Genomic DNA, 18,042 nt, shown 5'->3' with positions numbered 1-18,042 from the left:
CGCGGCGGGGTGTTTGCGCCATGGCGCCGCAGGGGCGTTTTCCCCCTGAAAAAAACGCTGGGCAACCCCCGCTTTCCATCTTATATAGCGCTCAGTCGCAGCGCACGTGCCTATGGCCCCGGGCGGAATGGTTCCACCTGAGGGTTATGCAACGACGTAACGCGTATCCTCGTCCGTCCCTTAAGCAAGGCGGCGAATTGGAGGCTACGATGGTTGATGTTGTTGTCGGTGGGCACGCGCCCGCCTTTCCCCGATCCCCCGCCCCCGCTCTGACGCAGAGTTGGATGGGCCATGATCAGGCGGTCTCAAGTCAGACCGGGCCGGTGGTTTGCGCGCAGCTGGCGCCGCCTGGGCATATCTCCAGTATCTGACCCGTTTGGGCCGGCCGCTTTATTGGCACGCCTGAACGGACCCGGGCCATTGCCCGGTTAAGCCCCCATTCCCGATCCATCCCCTGATATGCCTTTTGGCCTCGGAGTCGTCGATGACCGAGAAGATCGCTCGTTTTTTCGCTGAAAACACGCCTGCCACCCCCTGCCTGGTGGTCGACCTGGACGTCGTGGCGAACAATTACGCCAACCTGCACGACGCCCTGCCCGAGGCCCGCATCTTCTACGCCGTGAAGGCCAACCCCGCCGCCGAGATCCTGAAGCTGCTGGCCCAGCGCGGCTCCTGCTTCGACACCGCCAGCGTGCCGGAAATCCAGTACTGCCTGGACGCCGGCGCCACCGCCGACCGCATCAGCTTCGGCAACACCATCAAGAAGGCGTCGGACATCGCCCGCGCCTATGCCCTGGGCATCAGCCTGTTCGCCTTCGACAGCCTGGAAGAGCTGGAGAAGATCGCGGAGCATGCCCCCGGCGCCCGCGTCTTCTGCCGCATCCTGACCTCCGGCGAGGGGGCCGACTGGCCGCTGTCGCGCAAGTTCGGCTGTGAGCCGGAGATGGCGACGGAGCTGCTGCTGGCCGCCTCCACCATGAACGTCGTGCCCTATGGCGTTTCCTTCCATGTCGGTTCGCAGCAGCGCGACCTGACCCAGTGGGACAAGGCCCTGGCCCAGACCGCCGAGATCTTCCGCGCGCTGGAAGAAAAGGGCGTGATGCTGCGCATGGTGAACCTGGGCGGCGGCTTCGCCACCCGCTACCTGAAGGACATCCCCAGCGAAGGCGAATACGGCAACGCCATCGAGGCGTCACTGCGCAAGCACTTCGGCAACCGCCTGCCCGAAACCATCATCGAGCCCGGCCGCAGCATGGTGGGCAACGCCGGCGTCATCCGCTCGGAAGTGGTGCTGATCTCGCGCAAGTCGCACCGCGACGACCGCCGCTGGGTCTACCTGGACATCGGCAAATTCGGCGGCCTGGCCGAAACCATGGACGAGGCCATCAAGTACAAGATCCAGACGCCCCACGACGGTGGTGACGCCGAGCCGGTCATCCTGGCCGGCCCCACCTGCGACAGCGCCGATGTGCTGTACGAGAAGACGGAGTACCGCCTGCCGGTGGACCTGCGCATCGGTGACAAGATCGACATCCTGGCCACCGGCGCCTACACCACCACCTACTCAGCGGTGAACTTCAACGGCTTCTCGCCGCTGGCGTCCTACTACATCTGATACCAACGGCATTTGATCGTGACCGCTCAAATGCCCCTCAATCGCCGGGCGGCCACATCCGTGGCCCCTATGCGTGTCTTGGGGCTTCCTCGCTGCGCCCTGCGGTGCTCGCTCCGGCGGACGCAGTCGCGTCCTACAGCGGCACGAGGCAAAATCTCGTGCCGCTAGTATGAGGTTCACGAGACCTGGTCCGTCGCTTGAAGCGACGGGGAAAAGGCCCGGAAGCCCCACGCTTCCGGGCCTTTTTATTGTCGTCTTCCCTCAGGCCCCGGCCTGATCGCCCAGCGCCGCGGCCAGGGCGCCAGGGGGCAGGCCTGGGCGGGCGTCGTCACTCAAGCCGCCAGTCAGCAGGCGCTGGCTGGGCAGGACCAGGGAAACGGTGGTTCCCTGGCCCAGTTGCGAGACGATGTCCAACCGGCCGCCGTGCAGTTCGGCCAAGCCCTTGGACAGCGACAGCCCCAGGCCGGTGCCCTGCGTGGTGCGGGCGTAGACATTGTCGATCTGCTGGAACGGCACGAAGACCTTGGGCAGATCCTCCGCCGCGATGCCAATGCCGGTGTCGGTGACGGCGATGACCAGCTGCGCCTCGGGGTTGATGGTGGCGGTCAGCGAGACGGTGCCACCGCTGTCGGTGAACTTCACGGCGTTGGACAGCAGGTTCAGCAGGATCTGCTTGATCTTCACATCGTCGGCCAGCAGGGGCGGCAGGCCGGGCGCCATGGCGATGACCAGGTCGATGCGCTTTTCCATGGCGCGCGCCCGGGCGATACGCTCGCACCCCGCCACCAGCGCCGCCACGTCACACACCCGTTCACGCAACTCAACCTTGCCCGCCTCCATCTTCGAGACATCCAGGATGTCGTTGATGATGGCCAACAGGTGGCGACCGCTGGCCACGATGTCGGCGGCGTAGCCGGTATTGGTCGCCTGCTCCGGCACGCGCCGCAGGTCATTCTCCAGCACCTCGGCGAAGCCGATGATGGCGTTCAAGGGCGTGCGCAGCTCATGGCTCATATTGGCCAGGAACTCGGTCTTGGTGCGGTTGCCCAGCTCGGCCGCGGCCTTCGCCCGTTCCACCTCCTCCGCCGCGCGTTCGGCGGAGATGGCGACCGTGGCGAGACGGCTGGCGCGGCGCGCCAGATCCAGCATCCAGCCTTCCGGCGAGCGGGGGGTGCGGAAATAGACGGCGAAGGCACCCAGCGGGTTGCCGTCGCCGGCCATGATGGGCAGGGACCAGCAAGCCGCCAGCCCCGCCGCCGCCGCGACCTCACGATAGTCGTGCCACAGCGGATCCTTGGCGATGTCGGTCACGATCACCGGCTCGCGCCGCAGGATGGCCGTGCCGCAGGATCCGGAGGCCGGCCCCACGGGCACCCCGTCGATGGCCCGGACGTATGCCATGGGCAGGCTGGGGGCGGCACCGGCGCGGATGTGACCGCCCTCCGCACCCAACAGCACGATGGAGCAAAGGCCGCCCTCCAGCTCCGCCTCCATGCCGGAGCAGAGGGCCGACAGCACGGCCGACAAGGGCGCGCGGCCGGCGGTCATGCCCAGCACCTTGCGCTCGACCGTCAGCAGGCGTTCCGCCCGTTCCCGCCGTTGCGTCTCCCGCTCGATCCGCCGGGCATGAGACCAGTAGAGCGCAAGGGCCGCATGGAGCTCCGCCACCACCCGGTCGCCCCCCAGGCTGGGCGTCAGGGTCGGCGCCTGGGTCACCTGCCCCTCCGCCAAGTCGCGCATCATCCGGGCGGTGCGCGATACCGCGCGAAACACCCCTTGGCGCAGGCTGAACAGGATGGCCAGGGTGACGAGGGCCGCCATCCCCAACGGCGCACCGGCCCGCAGCGCCGCCCATCCCGGGGAAGGAACCGGCGTCTGCGCCCAGCGGGCCAGCGCCCGGTCAGCCACGCCGCCGATGGCGGCCAGCGCGGCCAAGCCCTGGGCCGCCCGCCCGGGTGCGGACAAGGCATCCGGGGATGACAGGACGGCACCGAAGTCGGCCGCCGCCCCCGCCAGACCGTCATCCTGCCGGGGCGCGCCGGTGGGCCAGTCCGCCAGGAACGGCGCCATGCCGCCGGGCGCACGGCCGGGCGCCGCATCCCGCCGGGCGAGATCGGCCCAGGCGATGTCGGCATCGCGGCGCACGGCCAGCGCGTCCGCCGCCAGGGTGGCGTCCTCATGGGGCAGGGCCGCAGCAGCAACAGCCGTGATGGTGCGCGCCAGGCGGCCTTCCGCCGTGGCCAGCGCCCGTTCCCCCGCCAGCCAATTGGCCAGCAGGATGGGGTCGCGCCCATCCTGGGCCTGGTGCAGGGCCTGGTCCACGGCCCGGCGCAAACCCGCCAACTCCTGCCGCACCCCAGCCAGTCGCTGCGCGTCGCCAGCCAAGCCGGAAGCCACGGCACCCGGCATGCCGGACAAGCCTTCCAACGCGGCATCCAGCGACAAATCCGCCTGCCGCCGCTGGTGCGCCAGCGCCTCCGCCGTCGCCGCGTCCGGCACGCCCGGCGCCTCCAGCGCCAGAACCGATGCCGTCCATTGCGCCGATTGGGCGTCCAGGGCCGTCACCAGTCCCCGGGCGGCGCCCAGCAGGGCGCGCCCCGCCTGCGCGTCATGAGCGCGGGTCCAGGCCACCCGCATGTCCAGGGCGGCCATGCCCAGCTGCAGAACAGCCAGGAAGAAAAGGGCGCCGATCACCGACTGGCGCATGGTCCCCACCCGACCCGTCTGTGCCGCGAGCAGCTCATTGGCGAAATGACCCCTAGGCGCACATCTTGTGCCTGTATGACACTTTATGCGACCCCGAGGGGGCGGCGCAAATATCCTGGGGGGTGGGGTATCGCCCTTCAGGCGGCAGAACGCCCGGGAAATCCGCCATGCCCGCGTAATAGTTAAATCCTCAAGAGGGCGCCCTTGACCATGCTCTCCATCGTCTATACCTGACGCAGGGCTGGGGCGGCCGCCGGGAAGCGCCGCCACCGAAGTTCTTTTGCCGTCTGGATCGCCCCTTGACGTCCATGCCCGCCCCTGCCGACAGTGAGATCGCCACCGACGACGTCCCGTCCGGGGTCGCCGCGGCGCTGGCCGATGAAGTACTGTTCGACGACGCCGACCGCGACGCGCTGCATATCCTGCCGCTGGGCATGATCCCCGTCCAGACGCCAGGCCTGAAACGGGCCCGCCTGATCAAGAACGCCCGGCTGGAAACGGTGGTGGAGGTGTTCCAGGACCGCGCGGCCGGCAGCGGCCAGGTCAACCCGGAACACCTGGCCACCCTGTACCCGTCACACGGCAAGGAGATGCGCAGCGACATGGCGCAGATCCACCGCCTGACGCAGCTGAACAGCTACGACGTCTACAGTCTGCGCATCGAGCTGCGCCGCCTGGGCATTCCGGTCGAGGACGTGAACTACCTGCGCCTGTCAGCCGGCAAGCGGCTGGAGCTGACGACCTATATGCGGGATTTCACCCTGCCCCTGATCCAGCAGGTCTACGGATCGGAGCAGCGGCCCATCAACGACATCGCCGACCTGTTCGCCCTGCTGGCCAACCCCGACCGGGAAGAGGCGCTGCGCAACCTGACGCTGCTGTCGCAGAAGCTGAACGTGCAGCTTCAGGACATCCCCAACTTCCTGGAGGAGTATGGCGACGTCTTCCTGTCGCTGGCCTATTTCCGCAGCTGCCTGGATGGCCTGGTGCCGGAGGTGCAGCGCTTCATGGCCTGGGTGAGTGAGGCGACTAAGAGCGAGATGGTCACCCGCGACCGCCTGCTGATGAAGATGATCGGCGAGGTCATGCGCATGCTGACGGGCATCACCACCTCCATCACCGGGCGGTTCGAGGCTTTCGATCGCCGCAGCAAGGATTTCTGGCACGACATCAACGCCGACAGCTTCCGCTCCGTCCGCGCCCAGATTTCCGCCCACCATGTCACCATCGGCGGCGTGCTGTGCGGCCTGGCGGTGAAGATGGCCCTATGGAAGGCCCGCTTCCCCCACGGCGGCGGCGGGCCCATGAAGCGGGTGGAATTCGTGCGTTCCGAAATCCTGCCCGGCCTGGACCACATCAACCGCATCGAGAAGTCGGCAGCCGGCACTCATTGACGGCGTCAGATGCCCAACGCGTGTTCCAGCAGGAACAGGCCGCTTTTCAGCAAGGCCAGCAGCACGCCCCAGACGATGGTCACGGCCGCGACCGCCGTGCCCAGGCCCAGCAGCACCCACACGCCATCCCGTTCCAGCACGCCCAGGGCCACCAGGCAGATGGCCAGGGCGGGCAGCATGTTGCCCAGCGGTATGGGCAGGAACAGGATCAGCGCCAGCAGGAAGCAGACCGCCCCCACCGCGTATTCCACCGGCGGACGGGTCAGCACACCCACGCGGGGCTTCAGCATGCGTTCCGCCTTGGCCAGCCAGGGCGCCACCTTGGTCATCAGGGCGGCGAAGTCCTTGCGCGCCAGCGACCGGCCGGCAATGAAGCGGGGCAGCCAGGGCGGGCGGCCCAGCATCAGCTGCGCCGTCAGGAACACCAGCGGCAATCCCAGGACGGCGGAGGTGCCGGGTGGCGTGGGCAGGACGTTGGGCACGGCGAAGACAAAGATCAGCGCCCCCACCGCCCGGTCGCGCAACGCCGCCAGCAGGTCGGCGATGGCGATGCGGTCGCGAGACTGGTCCGCCGCCAGCGCCTGCAGGATGTCGGAGACCTTGTGGGGCCTGTCGGCGGCGGAAGCGGCGGCAGCCTGGGTGTCGGCCTTGGCGTCGGCGCCCGCTGTCATGCTGTTCCTCATCCTTGCCTCAGGCCCCGTCCCTTGATCCATGCCCATGAGGTGGGGTCGCCGAGGGCTGCGGTCCAGCGATTTCTCCCGTCGGCGTTTTTTCCGGGACGCGGGGACGGCCGCCAAACCTCAATAACCCGCGACGGCCTCGCGCATCGCCCGTTCCTCCTGCCGGATGCGGATGGTCAGCGGCACCAGATAGATCGCCAGGCCGGCGACCAAGGTGCAATAGGCGTGCAGCGTCAGGGCGAAACCGACCAGTTCCGGCAGGATGTTCAGGAAGTAATTGGGGTGCCGCACCAGGCGGAACAGCGGGTGGGTCACCAGTTGGTGGTCGCGGGCGATCAGCAGCTTCACCGTCCACAGCCGCCCCAGCAGCCGCACCACCACCAGCAGCATGACGGCGCCGAACAGGTAGATGGCGAAGCCGAAACCGCTGATCGCGTCCACCGGCGCCGCGCGCACCAGCCCCTCCACCACCGCCGAGAGGTAGAAGGCGATGTGGGCGACGGTCAGCGCCAGCGTGTTGCGGGCCCCGACCTCCGTGGCGCCGGCGGTGCGCAGCGCCTTCTCATGACGCACGGACACCGCCAGCATGGCGAAGCGGTAGGCCACAGCGAATAGGATGAACAGATAGACCATGGGGGAAGGCTCCGACAGGCCGGCGGGAAAAGCGGCGGGCGCACCAATAGCATAAGCGCCCGGCGCGCGCGTTCCCCATTCCAAGGCACGCGCCAACCCCCTATCGTCATCGCGAACCATCCCCAGCCCCAGGCCCCCTTCCCATGGACCGTATCGACGCGATGAGGGTGTTCGTCGCCGCCCTGGACGAAGGCAGCCTGGCGGGGGCCGCCCGCAGGATGCGCCGGTCGCCGGCGGCGGTCAGCCGGGCCGTGGCCTTCCTGGAGGATCACGTGGGCGTGCCGCTGCTGCACCGGACCACCCGCTCCCTGCACCTGAGCGAGGCGGGGCAGCGTTACGCCAACGCCTGCCGACGCGTGCTGGCGGAACTGGACGAGGCCGACCTGCTGGCCGCCGGCGAACAGTCGGCGCCGCGTGGCCTGCTGACCCTGACGGCGCCGGTGGCGGCGGGGGAGACCGTGCTGGGCCCCATCATCGCCGGCTTCATGGACGCCTATCCGGAGGTTTCCGTGCGCCTGTCCATGATCGACCATCCCGTCAGCCTGATCGACGAGGGCATGGATCTGGCGCTGCGCATCTCCCACCTGGCGGACTCGGCGCTGGTCGCCACCCGGGTGGGGGAGGTGCGGCGGGTGGTGGTGGCCGCGCCGCGCTACCTGGAAACCCACCCCGCGATTGAACAACCATCGGACCTGGCCCGGCACGCCATCGTGGCCATGACCCATTTCGGGCTGGAAACGTGGAGCTTCCCGCCAGCCCCAGGCTCGGCCGTGCCGCGCACGGTCAGCTTCACGCCCCGGCTGGTGGTCAACACCATCCGCGCGGCGGCCACGGCGGCGGTGGCGGAGCGCGGCGTCACCCGCCTGTTCTCCTACCATATCGCGGCGGAGCTGGCGGCCGGCAGCCTGGCGGTGATCCTGGAGCGGGATGAGCATGAACCGGTGCCGGTGCACCTGATCGCCCCGCCGGGGCGCCTGGCTGTGCCCAAGGTGCGGGCCTTCGTCGACTATGCCGTACCCCGGCTGCGCGCCCATTTCGCGCAGCTGTGCCCGGCCGCCTGCTGATACTGGCGGCCACTCTTGCGCGCGGCGAAAGAATGTCTGCCGTACCCCAGGAATTCACGCTCTCCCCGCCGGGGATCATCTTTCCGGTCATCCACCGGGCGCGACGGCGCGCCCCGAACCGACCGAAAGAGGACATCCCATCATGAGCGCGCATCAGAAAGTCGCCATCGTCACCGGCGCCTCGCAGGGCCTGGGGGCGGCCACCGTCGCCGGCTTGCTCACCCAGGGTTATCGCGTCGTCGCCACCTCCCGCACCATCCCGGTGTCGGACGATCCGAACATCGCCACCGTCGCCGGTGATATCGGCGACCGGGAAACGGCGGAGCGGGTGATGGCCACGGCGCTGGCGCGCTTCGGCCGCGTTGACACCCTGGTGAACAACGCCGGCATCTTCATCGCCAAGCCCTTCACCGACTACACGGAGGAGGATTACGCCCGCGTGCTGGCCACCAACCTGGCGGGCTTCTACCACATCACCCAGCTGGCCATCGCCAGGATGGTGGCGCAGGGCGGCGGCCACGTGGTGCAGATCACCACCAGCCTGGTCGAGCATGCCAATTCCAACGTGCCCTCGGTGCTGGCCTCGTTGACCAAGGGCGGGCTGAACGCCGCCACCCGGTCGCTGGCCATCGAATACGCCAGCCGGGGCGTCCGGGTGAACGCCGTTTCCCCGGGCATCATCAAGACGCCGATGCATGACCCGTCCACCCACGAGTGGCTGGGCAAGCAGCACCCCGTGGGCCATATGGGCGAGGCCGCCGATATCGTGAACGCCATCCTCTACCTGGATAGCGCCCCCTTCGTGACGGGCGAGATCCTGCACGTCGACGGCGGCCAAAGCGCCGGCCACTGACCCTGGAGCGGGAGAGCCATCATGCCCATCGTCACCATCCAGGTAACCCGGGAAGGCACGCGGCCCGGCGCCGACGCCATCACCGCGGCGGAAAAGGCCGCCCTGATCAAGGGCGCCAGCGAGCTTATGCTGACCGTCCTGGGCAAGCCGCTGGACAGCACCTTCGTCGTCATCGAGGAGGTGGCGCTGGAAAACTGGGGCTGGGGCGGCCTGCCGGTGCCGGAGTACCGGGTCGCCAAGGCGGCAGGGCGATAGACCTCGCCGGCTCACGTCCGTCGTTGGTGTTTCAGACCACCTGGTCAGACAATCTGGGCTGGATGCAGGTGCACGACCCGGCCCAGGTCACCGAGCAGGGTCAGCAGGTCTTCCGTCAAGGTGACACCGGACGGAACAACCTCCTGCCCCTGAACGGTGGTCAGGGCCTCCCGCAGGACCATGCCCGGCCGCAGTTCGGCCAGCTGGTAGCCGCTTTCCACCAGCCGGGGAATGACATCCAGGGCGCTGGGGTTGGGGACCGTGATCTCGTTCGGCGGGCCGACATCCACCCTCTCATAGCGGTCGGCGGGCTGGGGCGTGCGGCCGCGCCGGGACAACAGCCGCTTCAGCCGTTCCATCAGGGAGACGCGATCGACGGGTTTGACCAGGAACGCGTCGCAGTCCAGCGCGATGCTGAGCGACACCGTGGTCTCCTCACTGCTGCTGGTGAAGATGCCGACGGGAACGCCGGCGGGCAATTGCGTGGCGCCCATGCGGATCTGCTTCAGCACATAGAGCCCGTGCGCCCACGGCATCATGAAATCCAGGAGCACGATGTCGAAATGCGGCGTGGTGGCGATGATGTCCAGCGCCTGGCGGCCGTCGCCGCACGCGGTCACCGCGGCCCCCATCTTGCGGAGCGTCGTCTCGACGACCGAGCGTGTGAACGGTTCATCGTCCGCAACCAAAATTCGCACGCCGCTCAATATCATAGCGCTGCCGCCGCCGGTTTGTGATTGTCCCTCAAATTCGTAACCGATCCCGGTTATGAATCAGTGACAATAACCAGCACGCGGGACGGATTTCCAGCATGGGGGGGCAAGAGTGGCCTACGAGAGTGACCTGATCGAGGTGCTGGAAGCCTCCCCCATCGGTGCCGCCATCCTGGATGACCAGGATCAGATCCTGTTCTGGAACAGTCCCCTGCTGGACATCCTGGGCGGGCTGCAGGAAGAGGCGTTCGCCCACGCCGCGGCACGCGCCTTCTTCGCCCACGAAAGCGACTATCGCCAAGCCCGCCGCCTGCTGGCGGAGCGAGGCCAGGTCACGGGGTACGAGGTCCGCGTCCTGCGCGCCGACGGGCGGGAGGCCTGGGCCTCCGTCACCGTCCGGGCCATCCGGTTCGAGAACCGCCCGGCGACCCTGGTCTGGTACTACGACATCACCCGGACCCATCAGCGCAAACGGGCCCTGGAAGCCTCGCAGCAGGCCTTGCTGGAGGTGCTGGACAACGCGCCCGTGGGTGCCGCCCTATGCGATGGTCCCGGCCGGGTCAGCTATTGGAACAACGCCCTGCTCGACCTGCTGGGCTCCGACGAGGATGACGTCGACCAACGCACCATGATCACCCTGATCGACAAGGCGGAGGCGGTGCTCGACCATTACGGCCCCGGCCACACTTTTCAGGTGCCGGTGGGGGCGGCCAACCGCTGGCTGGCCGCCTGGCGGGGGGCCGTCAAGTTCGAAGGCCGGCCCAGCACCATCATCTGGCTGCAGGACGTGACCGAGTTGCGCGCGGCGCAGGAGGAGGCGGAACGCGCCACCCGCATGAAATCCTCCTTCCTCGCCACGGTCAGCCATGAAATCCGCACGCCGATGAACGCCGTGCGCACGCTGGCCGAATTGCTCTCCGACACCAGCCTGTCGGCGGAGCAGGCCAAGATGGCGGCCACCATCCGCGACAGCGCGGATGGGCTGGTCGCCGTCATCAACGACATCCTGGACGTTTCCAAGATCGAGGCCGGGCGCCTGGAGGTGGACCCCCGCCTGTTCAATCTCGACCGGCTGATCGATGGTGTCGTCTCCCTGCTGCGTCCCAAGGCGGAGGAGAAGGGGATCAAGTTTCGCGTCACCGTGCAGGCGGAACTGGCGCCCTGGCGTTTCGGCGACGACATGCGTATCCGCCAGATCCTGGTCAATCTGCTGGGCAACGCCATCAAATTCACCGAGCAGGGCACGGTGCGGTTCCAGGTCCGCCAGGGTGAGACGGCCGGCGCCCTGCTGTTCGAGATCGCGGATACCGGCATCGGCATTCCGCCTGAAACCCTGCCCCTCCTGTTCCAGCCTTTCCGCCAGGCGGAGTCGTCCACCGCCCGTCGGTTCGGCGGCACCGGGCTGGGCCTGTCGATCTGCAAGGGGCTGGTCGATCTGATGGGCGGCGACATCCAGGTGCAGAGCGTCGTGGGGCGCGGCTCCCAATTCTCCATGGCCCTGCCGCTGCCCGAGCGGGGCGCGCCGGCGGATGCGCAGGCGCGGACCCAAACCACCCGCGCCGGCCGCTGGTCCGCTCCCACCCTGGACCAGGCGGCGGAGCGGCGGGCGGTGGTCCTCTGCGCGGAGGACAACGCCACCAACCGCGATGTGCTGGCGCATGTGCTGGACCGGCTGGGGGTCGCGCACCAGTTCGCGGAGGATGGCCTGGCCGCCCTGCGCCTGCTGGACCGCAACCGCCATGGGCTGCTGCTGACGGATGGCCACATGCCCGGCCTGGACGGGTGGGAATTGTCCACAGCCATCCGGGACCGGGAAAAGGATGGGGGATTGCCGCGCCTGCCCATCATCGCGCTCACCGCCGACGCCGTACGGGGGGTGGAAGAGCGTTGCCAGGCCGCCGGCATGGATGGCCACCTGACCAAACCCCTATCGGTGGAGGCGCTGGAGACGACGCTGCTGCGGCTGCTGCCGGCCCTGGCCGACCTGCGCAGCCCGACCGAGGCGCGGACGGGCGACCTCGGCCCCGGCACCGTCTTCGATGTGGAGGCGCACGTGCTGGACCTGTCCGGCCTCATCGACATGGTGGGGTCGGAGTTCGAGATCATCGACGGCATGCTGGATTCGTTCATGTCCAGCGCCGACAACCTGATCGCCGACCTGGTGGCCGCCGTCGACCTGGGCGACACCAAGGCCATCCGCCAGGGCGGGCATGCGCTGAAGGGGGCCGCCCGCTATGTCGGCGCCCGCAAGCTGGCCGACGCGGCGGCGGCGGTGGAGGAGGCGGGACAGCAGGAACGCCTGGGCGAGGCCCGCCGCTGGGCGCCGGCCTTCCGCCCGATCATGGATGAGCTGTCGCGCGCCATCGAGAAGATCCGGGTGGAGGAACAATTGCGCCGCATCCGCCAGGAGATCGGCGAACTGGCCACCTCCCGGCGCGGTGTCGGCGCCGGACTGGAACTGGAGGCGGTGGTGGACATCACCGAGGTGGCGGCGGACCGCATCCTGGCGGCGGCCGAAACCATCCTGCAGCAGGTCGATCGCATCGCCAGCCCCAGCGACGCGGAAGCGGTGCAAGGGGCGGTGATGGCCATCTTCGAAGCGTGCAGCTTCCAGGACCTGACATCCCAGCGGGTGCGCAAGGCCGTGGCCCGCCTGGCGGAAATCGAGGAAAAGCTGGACGCCGTCGTCCGTGGCGATGCCGGGATCGCGGCGATGTCGGACGAGGAGGAGCCGGAAACGGCGCAGGACGACATCGACAAACTGTTCGCCTGATCGATGCCATCCGGCGCGTTTATAAGCCCCCATGACATGAACAGGGCTGCCGACACTCACGTATGCGGCAGTCCTTCCCATCTCATGCGGCAGTGGTAGAAAACACCACAACCATTCCCAATCACACGTCCAGGTTGGCCACCTTCAGGGCGTTTTCCTGGATGAAGTCGCGGCGGGGTTCGACGATGTCGCCCATGAGGGTGGAGAACACCTCCTCCGCCTCGTCCACGTGGTTGACCTTGACCTGCAGCAGCGAGCGGATCTTGGGGTCCAGCGTGGTTTCCCACAGCTGGTCCGGGTTCATCTCGCCCAGGCCCTTGTAGCGCTGGATGGACAGGCCCTGGCGGCCCTGCTCCAGCACCGCCTCCATCAGGCCCACGGGACCGACGATGGTGCGGGTGACGCGGCCGCGATAGGTCAGGGTGGCCGTGTCGCTGAACACCGTCTTCAGGAAGTCGGCCTGCGCGTCCAGGCGCCGCGCCTCCACACTTTTCAGCACGTCGGCGTCCAGGATGTGGCGGTGGGTGACGCCCCGGCTGGTGCGGAACAGCATCAGGCCGCCTTCGCGTGCCCGTTCACCCTGCCAGGCGCCCACGCCCACGGCGGCGCCTTCGCCAACGCCACCGGCCTGGGCCGCCTCGGTCTCGATGCGGTTCAGGCGCGCGGCCACGGCGCGGGCCACCTCATCGGCGCGGGCGTCGTCGGTCAGCAGACCCATGGACAGGCCGCCGGCCACGGCCGCCTGTTCCACCACGGCGGCGTTGCCCACCTTGCGGGTCAGGGCCTGCAGCTGGTGGCGCGCGGCGCGCGCCTGCTCCACCACGCCGCGCAGCTCCTCCCCGGTGCGCTGGGTTCCATCCAGGGCCACCAGCGCCACGTCCTCCAGGCCCTGGCCGATCAGGTAATCGTCCATCGCCCGGTCGTCCTTCAGGTACCGTTCCTTGGCCGTGCCGCGCTTCACGCGGTAGAGCGGCGGCTGGGCGATGTAGAGGTAGCCGCGCTCGATCAGTTCGGGCATCTGGCGGTAGAAGAAGGTCAGCAGCAGGGTGCGGATGTGGGCGCCGTCCACGTCGGCGTCGGTCATGATGATGACCTTGTGATAGCGCGCCTTCTCCGCGTTGAACTCCTCCCGCCCGATGCCGGTGCCCAACGCCGCGATCAGCGTGCCGATCTCGGCCGAGGACAGCATCTTGTCGAAGCGCGCGCGCTCCACGTTCAGGATCTTGCCACGCAGGGGCAGGATGGCCTGGAACTGGCGCGAGCGGCCCTGCTTGGCGGAGCCGCCGGCCGAGTCACCCTCCACCAGGAACAGTTCGCTCAAGGCCGGGTCCCGTTCCTGGCAATCCGCCAGCTTCCCAGGCAGCGAGGCCATGTCCAAGGCGCCCTTGCGCCGCGTCAGTTCACGCGCCTTGCGCGCGGCCTCACGCGCCGCGGCGGCTTCCACCACCTTGCCGATGATGCGCTTGGCATCGCCCGGATGCTCCTCCAGCCACGTCGCCAGCGCCTCGGCCACCACCGCCTCCACCACCGGGCGAACCTCGGACGAGACCAGCTTATCCTTGGTCTGGCTGGAGAATTTCGGATCCGGAACCTTCACCGACAGCACGCAGGTAAGCCCCTCGCGCATGTCGTCGCCGGAGAGGTTCACCTTCTCCTTCTTCGCGATGCCGGACTCGTTGGCATAGTTGTTCAGCGTGCGGGTCAGCGCGGCGCGGAAGCCGGCCAGATGGGTGCCGCCGTCACGCTGCGGGATGTTGTTGGTGAAGCACAGCGTGCTCTCGTGATAGCTGTCGTTCCACTGCAGCGCCACTTCCACGCCGATGGTGCCGCCCAGGTCGCTGGGGCGTTCCGCCTTCAGCGCGATGGTGGGCTTGTGCAGCGGCGTCTTGGATCGGTCCAGCCACTGCACGAAGGCCTCCAGCCCGCCCTCGTAATGCAGCTCGCAGGACTTGGGCTCCACACCCCGGGCGTCGGTCAGGAACAGGGTGACGCCGGAGTTCAGAAAGGCCAGTTCCCGCAGGCGGTGTTCCAGCGTCTGATAGTCGAATTCGGTCTTGGTGAAGGTGGCCTTGGAGGGCAGGAAGGTGACCTCCGTCCCCGACAGGGGGCGGCCATCGGCCTTCAGCGGCGCGGCGCCGGTGTTGGCCAGCGGCGCCTGGGCCTCGCCATGGGCGAAGCGCATCTCCCACACCCGGCCCTGCCGCCAGATGCGCAGGTCCAGGATTTCCGACAGGGCGTTCACGACCGACACGCCCACGCCGTGCAGGCCGCCCGACACCTTGTAGCTGTTCTGATCGAACTTACCGCCGGCGTGCAGCTGGGTCATGATGACCTCCGCCGCCGACACCCCCTCCTCCTTATGGAGGTCCACGGGGATGCCGCGACCATCGTCGCGCACGGTGCACGAGCCGTCCGGATTCAGGATCACGTCCACGCGCGTGCAATAGCCGGCCAGCGCCTCGTCGATGGCATTGTCCACGACCTCGTACACCATGTGGTGCAGGCCGGAACCATCGTCGGTATCGCCGATGTACATGCCGGGACGCTTACGCACCGCATCAAGGCCCTTCAGCACTTTGATGGAGCTGGCGCCGTAATCCTCGGCGGCGGAGTCGGGGGTCGTCAGAGCTTCTTGTGCCATGGATACACTCTACCAGATATCGCGTCGCCCAGGGGCAAAACCGTCATTACCAAGGGGGATCACAGCCCCCCGCTCCACTGAAACCGTCAGGCGCAGGTGGGGCTAATCGGCCCCGGTCACCAGGGCGCCTCCCGTCTCGTTCGGGGCCACCCGCACATGGTTGGCGGCCCCGCCCAGCTCGGCGAAAATGGCGGCGTCGGTGCCGGTCATCCACGCCTGAGACCCGGTGGCCAGCACCTCCTGAACAGGGCCGTTCGCCGCTCCGCGTCCAGGTGGGCCGGCACCTCGTCCAGCAGCAGCAGGGGCGGCGCGCCGCCGTCCGCCGCCATCAGCCGGGCGTTGGCCAGCACGATGGCGATGAGCAGTGCCTTCTGCTCGCCCGTCGAGCCCAGCTCCGCCGGCATGTCCTTGGCCAGATAGGTCACGGCCAGGTCGCTGCGGTGCGGGCCCACCGTGGTGGTGCCGGCGTGCGCGTCGATCCGCCGCGCCTCCAGCAAGGTGCGGCGCAGGGTGTCCTCCGCCTCCACGGCCGGCCGGTCGGCCAGCCAGGCGTCCACCGTGCCCGACAGCGCCAGGCCCGGGGCCGGGAAGGGACCCACGCCCCGCCGGCAGGCGGCGGCCAGGCGGGCCGTCACCTCGCGCCGGGCGGCGGCCACGGCGACGCCGCTGGTGGCCATCTGGTCCTCCAGTACCGTCAGCCAGGAGGGATCGCCCCCCTCGCGCAACAGCCGGATCCGTTCGCGCATGGCCTGTTCGAAGCGGCTGAGCCGGCCCGCGTGCTCCGGATCGAAGCCGAACACCAGGCGGTCCAGGAAGCGGCGGCGGCCCGCCGCCCCTTCCACGAACAGCCGGTCCATCTGCGGGGTCAGCCAGACGCAGGAGACGTATTGCGCCAAGGCCATCTGGCTCTTGGCCGGGCGGCCGTCGATATGCACCACGCGGCGGTCGCTGCCGGGCACGCCGGCGGGGTCGCGGCCGGTGCCGATCTCCACCGCGCCCATGGGCGTCTGCACATCGGCGGCCACGGCCCAGCCCGGCGTCTCCCACACCTCGCCCGGGGCCTGCAGCCGCTCCACCTCCGACAGTTTGGCGCGGCGCAGGCCGCGGCCGGGGGCGAGGAAGCTGACAGCCTCCAGCAGGTTGGTCTTGCCGGCACCATTGGGGCCGGTCAGGGCCACCGGCCGCCGGTCCAGCACCAGGCGCGCCTGGGCGTAGGAGCGGAAGCGGGTGACCGTCAACCGGGTGACGGCGAGCGTCGCCGCCGGGGTTGCCACCGGCCGGGCAACGTCCACGGCCTCCGGCTCCCCCGTCAGGGACGGCTCATCTGTGGACATGGCGCCCATCTGGTCCAGCCAAGCGCTTCCGCCGTCCCGGGATCACCCCAGCCTCAGACGCGCATCGGCATCAGGACGTAAAGGGCCGAGCCGTCGGCCACGTCGCGCACCACGGTGGGCGAACCGGCATCGGCCAGGGTGAAGCGCACGCCGTCCCCCTCGATCTGCTGGGTGATGTCCAGCAGGTAGCGGCTGTTGAAGCCGATCTCCAGCGCGGTGTTGTCGTAGCTGACCTCAATCTCCTCCGTGGCGGATCCCGCCTCCGGGCTGGAGGCTGACAGGGTCAGGATGCCGCGGTCCAGGCTGAGTTTCACCGCCCGGCTCTTCTCCGTGGAGATGGTGGCGACGCGGTCGACGGCGGCGGCGAACTGGCCGGCGTTGACCTCCATCACCTTGTCGTTGCCCGTGGGGATGACGCGCTCATAATCCGGGAAGGTGCCGTCGATCAGCTTGCTGGTCAGCACGATGCTGTCGAAGGCGAAGCGCACCTTGGTGTCGGACAGCTGCACCTCGATGCGGTCCGCCGCCTCGTCCAGCAGCTTGCGCACCTCGATCACCGTCTTGCGGGGGATGATGACGCCGGGGATGCCGCTGGCGCCGTCCGGCAGGGCCATCTCCACCCGGGCCAGGCGGTGGCCGTCGGTGGCCACGGCGCGCAGCACCGGGATTTCGGCGGCGCCGGTCTTGGCCTTGGAGGCGTGCAGGTAGATGCCGTTCAGGTAGTAGCGCGTCTCCTCGGTGGAGATGGCGAACTTGGTGCGGTCCACCAGCATCTTCAGGTCGGCGGCCGACAGGCTGAAACGGTGGCCCGTGTCGCCGCCGGCCATGACGGGGAAATCCTCCACCGGCAGGGCGCCCAGGCGGAACTGCGACCGGCCGGAGCGCAGGGTCAGCGTGTCGGCGGTGAAGTCCAGTTCCACCTGGCTGCCATCGGGCAGCTTGCGGGCGATGTCGTACAGGGTATGGGCGGGGGCCGTGGCGGAACCGGGGCGCGCGATATCGGCCGGCACGGATTCCACAATCTCCAGGTCCATGTCGGTGGCGGTCAGCGCCAGCTCACCATTTTCGGCCTTCAGCAGGACATTGGACAGGATCGGAATGGTGTTCCGACGTTCCACCACGCTCTGAACATGACCGAGAGACCGGAGCAAAGCCGCGCGTTCGATGGTGATCTTCATGCCGTTCCGCTTGTGCTGACCCGCAGCCCCCTGGGGCGCGGCTGATTGTTTGCCTTAATTCCCCCGAAGCCCCCCCACAGGGCCTGGAAAAAGGGGTGGTCACCATAGCACAAGCCCGGCACCGCGACAGCGTTTTCGACCGATTCCAGGAGCTGTCGGATGGCCGAGTCGCCCCCTGTCCGAAAGGGGGGGGCCGGGGGACA

General features: G+C 68.7%; 13 protein-coding genes. 6 read left to right on the top strand and 7 right to left on the bottom strand.

Annotated elements, in window-relative coordinates:
• Positions 1-484: 484 nt before the first annotated feature.
• Positions 485-1,615 carry a type III PLP-dependent enzyme gene (locus I55_RS21190; protein ID WP_044562577.1) on the top strand — a complete coding sequence of 377 codons (1,131 nt, stop codon included), beginning with the start codon at positions 485-487 and terminating at the stop codon, positions 1,613-1,615.
• 261 nt (positions 1,616-1,876) lie between these two features.
• On the opposite strand, the gene I55_RS33360 is transcribed toward I55_RS21190, so the two are convergent.
• Positions 1,877-4,321, bottom strand: a complete 2,445-nt coding sequence (locus tag I55_RS33360; protein ID WP_049974362.1) for an ATP-binding protein — start codon at positions 4,319-4,321, stop codon at positions 1,877-1,879.
• A 308-nt stretch (positions 4,322-4,629) separates the two neighbouring features.
• Here I55_RS33360 and I55_RS21180 point away from each other — a divergent pair, with 308 nt between their 5' ends.
• The gene (locus I55_RS21180; protein ID WP_252181247.1) at positions 4,630-5,715 is read left to right on the top strand and encodes a hypothetical protein; all 1,086 of its coding nucleotides are present in this window, start codon (positions 4,630-4,632) and stop codon (positions 5,713-5,715) included.
• Positions 5,716-5,720: 5 nt separating this feature from the next.
• Here the strand turns inward: I55_RS21180 and I55_RS21175 are convergent, their stop codons facing one another.
• Complete coding sequence (locus I55_RS21175; RefSeq protein ID WP_044562576.1) at positions 5,721-6,386, bottom strand: exopolysaccharide biosynthesis protein; 666 nt, start codon at positions 6,384-6,386, stop codon at positions 5,721-5,723.
• Between the two features lie 129 nt (positions 6,387-6,515).
• Complete coding sequence (locus I55_RS21170; RefSeq protein WP_044562575.1) at positions 6,516-7,028, bottom strand: isoprenylcysteine carboxylmethyltransferase family protein; 513 nt, start codon at positions 7,026-7,028, stop codon at positions 6,516-6,518.
• A 143-nt stretch (positions 7,029-7,171) separates the two neighbouring features.
• On the opposite strand from I55_RS21170, the gene I55_RS21165 reads away from it, so the two are divergent.
• From I55_RS21165 to I55_RS21155, 3 genes are all read left to right on the top strand, one after another.
• Positions 7,172-8,092, top strand: coding sequence for a LysR family transcriptional regulator (locus I55_RS21165; RefSeq protein WP_044562574.1), 921 nt, complete (start codon positions 7,172-7,174; stop codon positions 8,090-8,092).
• Positions 8,093-8,234: 142 nt separating this feature from the next.
• Positions 8,235-8,945 (top strand): SDR family NAD(P)-dependent oxidoreductase, encoded by a 711-nt coding sequence (locus I55_RS21160; protein ID WP_044562573.1) that lies wholly within the window; start codon positions 8,235-8,237, stop codon positions 8,943-8,945.
• Between the two features lie 21 nt (positions 8,946-8,966).
• Positions 8,967-9,200 carry a 4-oxalocrotonate tautomerase family protein gene (locus I55_RS21155; protein ID WP_044562572.1) on the top strand — a complete coding sequence of 78 codons (234 nt, stop codon included), beginning with the start codon at positions 8,967-8,969 and terminating at the stop codon, positions 9,198-9,200.
• Between the two features lie 44 nt (positions 9,201-9,244).
• On the opposite strand, the gene I55_RS21150 is transcribed toward I55_RS21155, so the two are convergent.
• Complete coding sequence (locus I55_RS21150; RefSeq protein WP_159107248.1) at positions 9,245-9,898, bottom strand: response regulator transcription factor; 654 nt, start codon at positions 9,896-9,898, stop codon at positions 9,245-9,247.
• 127 nt (positions 9,899-10,025) lie between these two features.
• Here I55_RS21150 and I55_RS33355 point away from each other — a divergent pair, with 127 nt between their 5' ends.
• On the top strand, positions 10,026-12,686 hold the full coding sequence (locus I55_RS33355) for a PAS domain-containing hybrid sensor histidine kinase/response regulator (RefSeq protein WP_049974361.1): 2,661 nt from the start codon (positions 10,026-10,028) through the stop codon (positions 12,684-12,686).
• A 121-nt stretch (positions 12,687-12,807) separates the two neighbouring features.
• Here the strand turns inward: I55_RS33355 and gyrB are convergent, their stop codons facing one another.
• The 3 genes from gyrB to dnaN all read right to left on the bottom strand — a co-directional run bounded on the left by gyrB (position 12,808) and on the right by dnaN (position 17,839).
• Positions 12,808-15,327 carry a DNA topoisomerase (ATP-hydrolyzing) subunit B gene (gyrB, locus tag I55_RS21140; protein ID WP_044562570.1) on the bottom strand — a complete coding sequence of 840 codons (2,520 nt, stop codon included), beginning with the start codon at positions 15,325-15,327 and terminating at the stop codon, positions 12,808-12,810.
• 206 nt (positions 15,328-15,533) lie between these two features.
• Entirely contained in the window at positions 15,534-16,661 is a 1,128-nt protein-coding gene (gene recF / locus I55_RS21135; protein WP_307718723.1) for a DNA replication/repair protein RecF, read from the bottom strand.
• Between the two features lie 53 nt (positions 16,662-16,714).
• A complete protein-coding gene (gene dnaN, locus I55_RS21130) occupies positions 16,715-17,839 on the bottom strand; it encodes a DNA polymerase III subunit beta (RefSeq protein WP_044562569.1) in 1,125 nt (374 codons plus the stop codon).
• Positions 17,840-18,042 lie beyond the last annotated feature (203 nt).

Origin of the sequence: Azospirillum sp. B4, from assembly GCF_000333275.1 — a bacterium.
Classification (GTDB): Bacteria; Pseudomonadota; Alphaproteobacteria; order Azospirillales; family Azospirillaceae; genus Nitrospirillum.
Note: the sequence above shows the minus strand (reverse complement) of the source record. Positions and strands in the feature narration are given on the sequence as shown.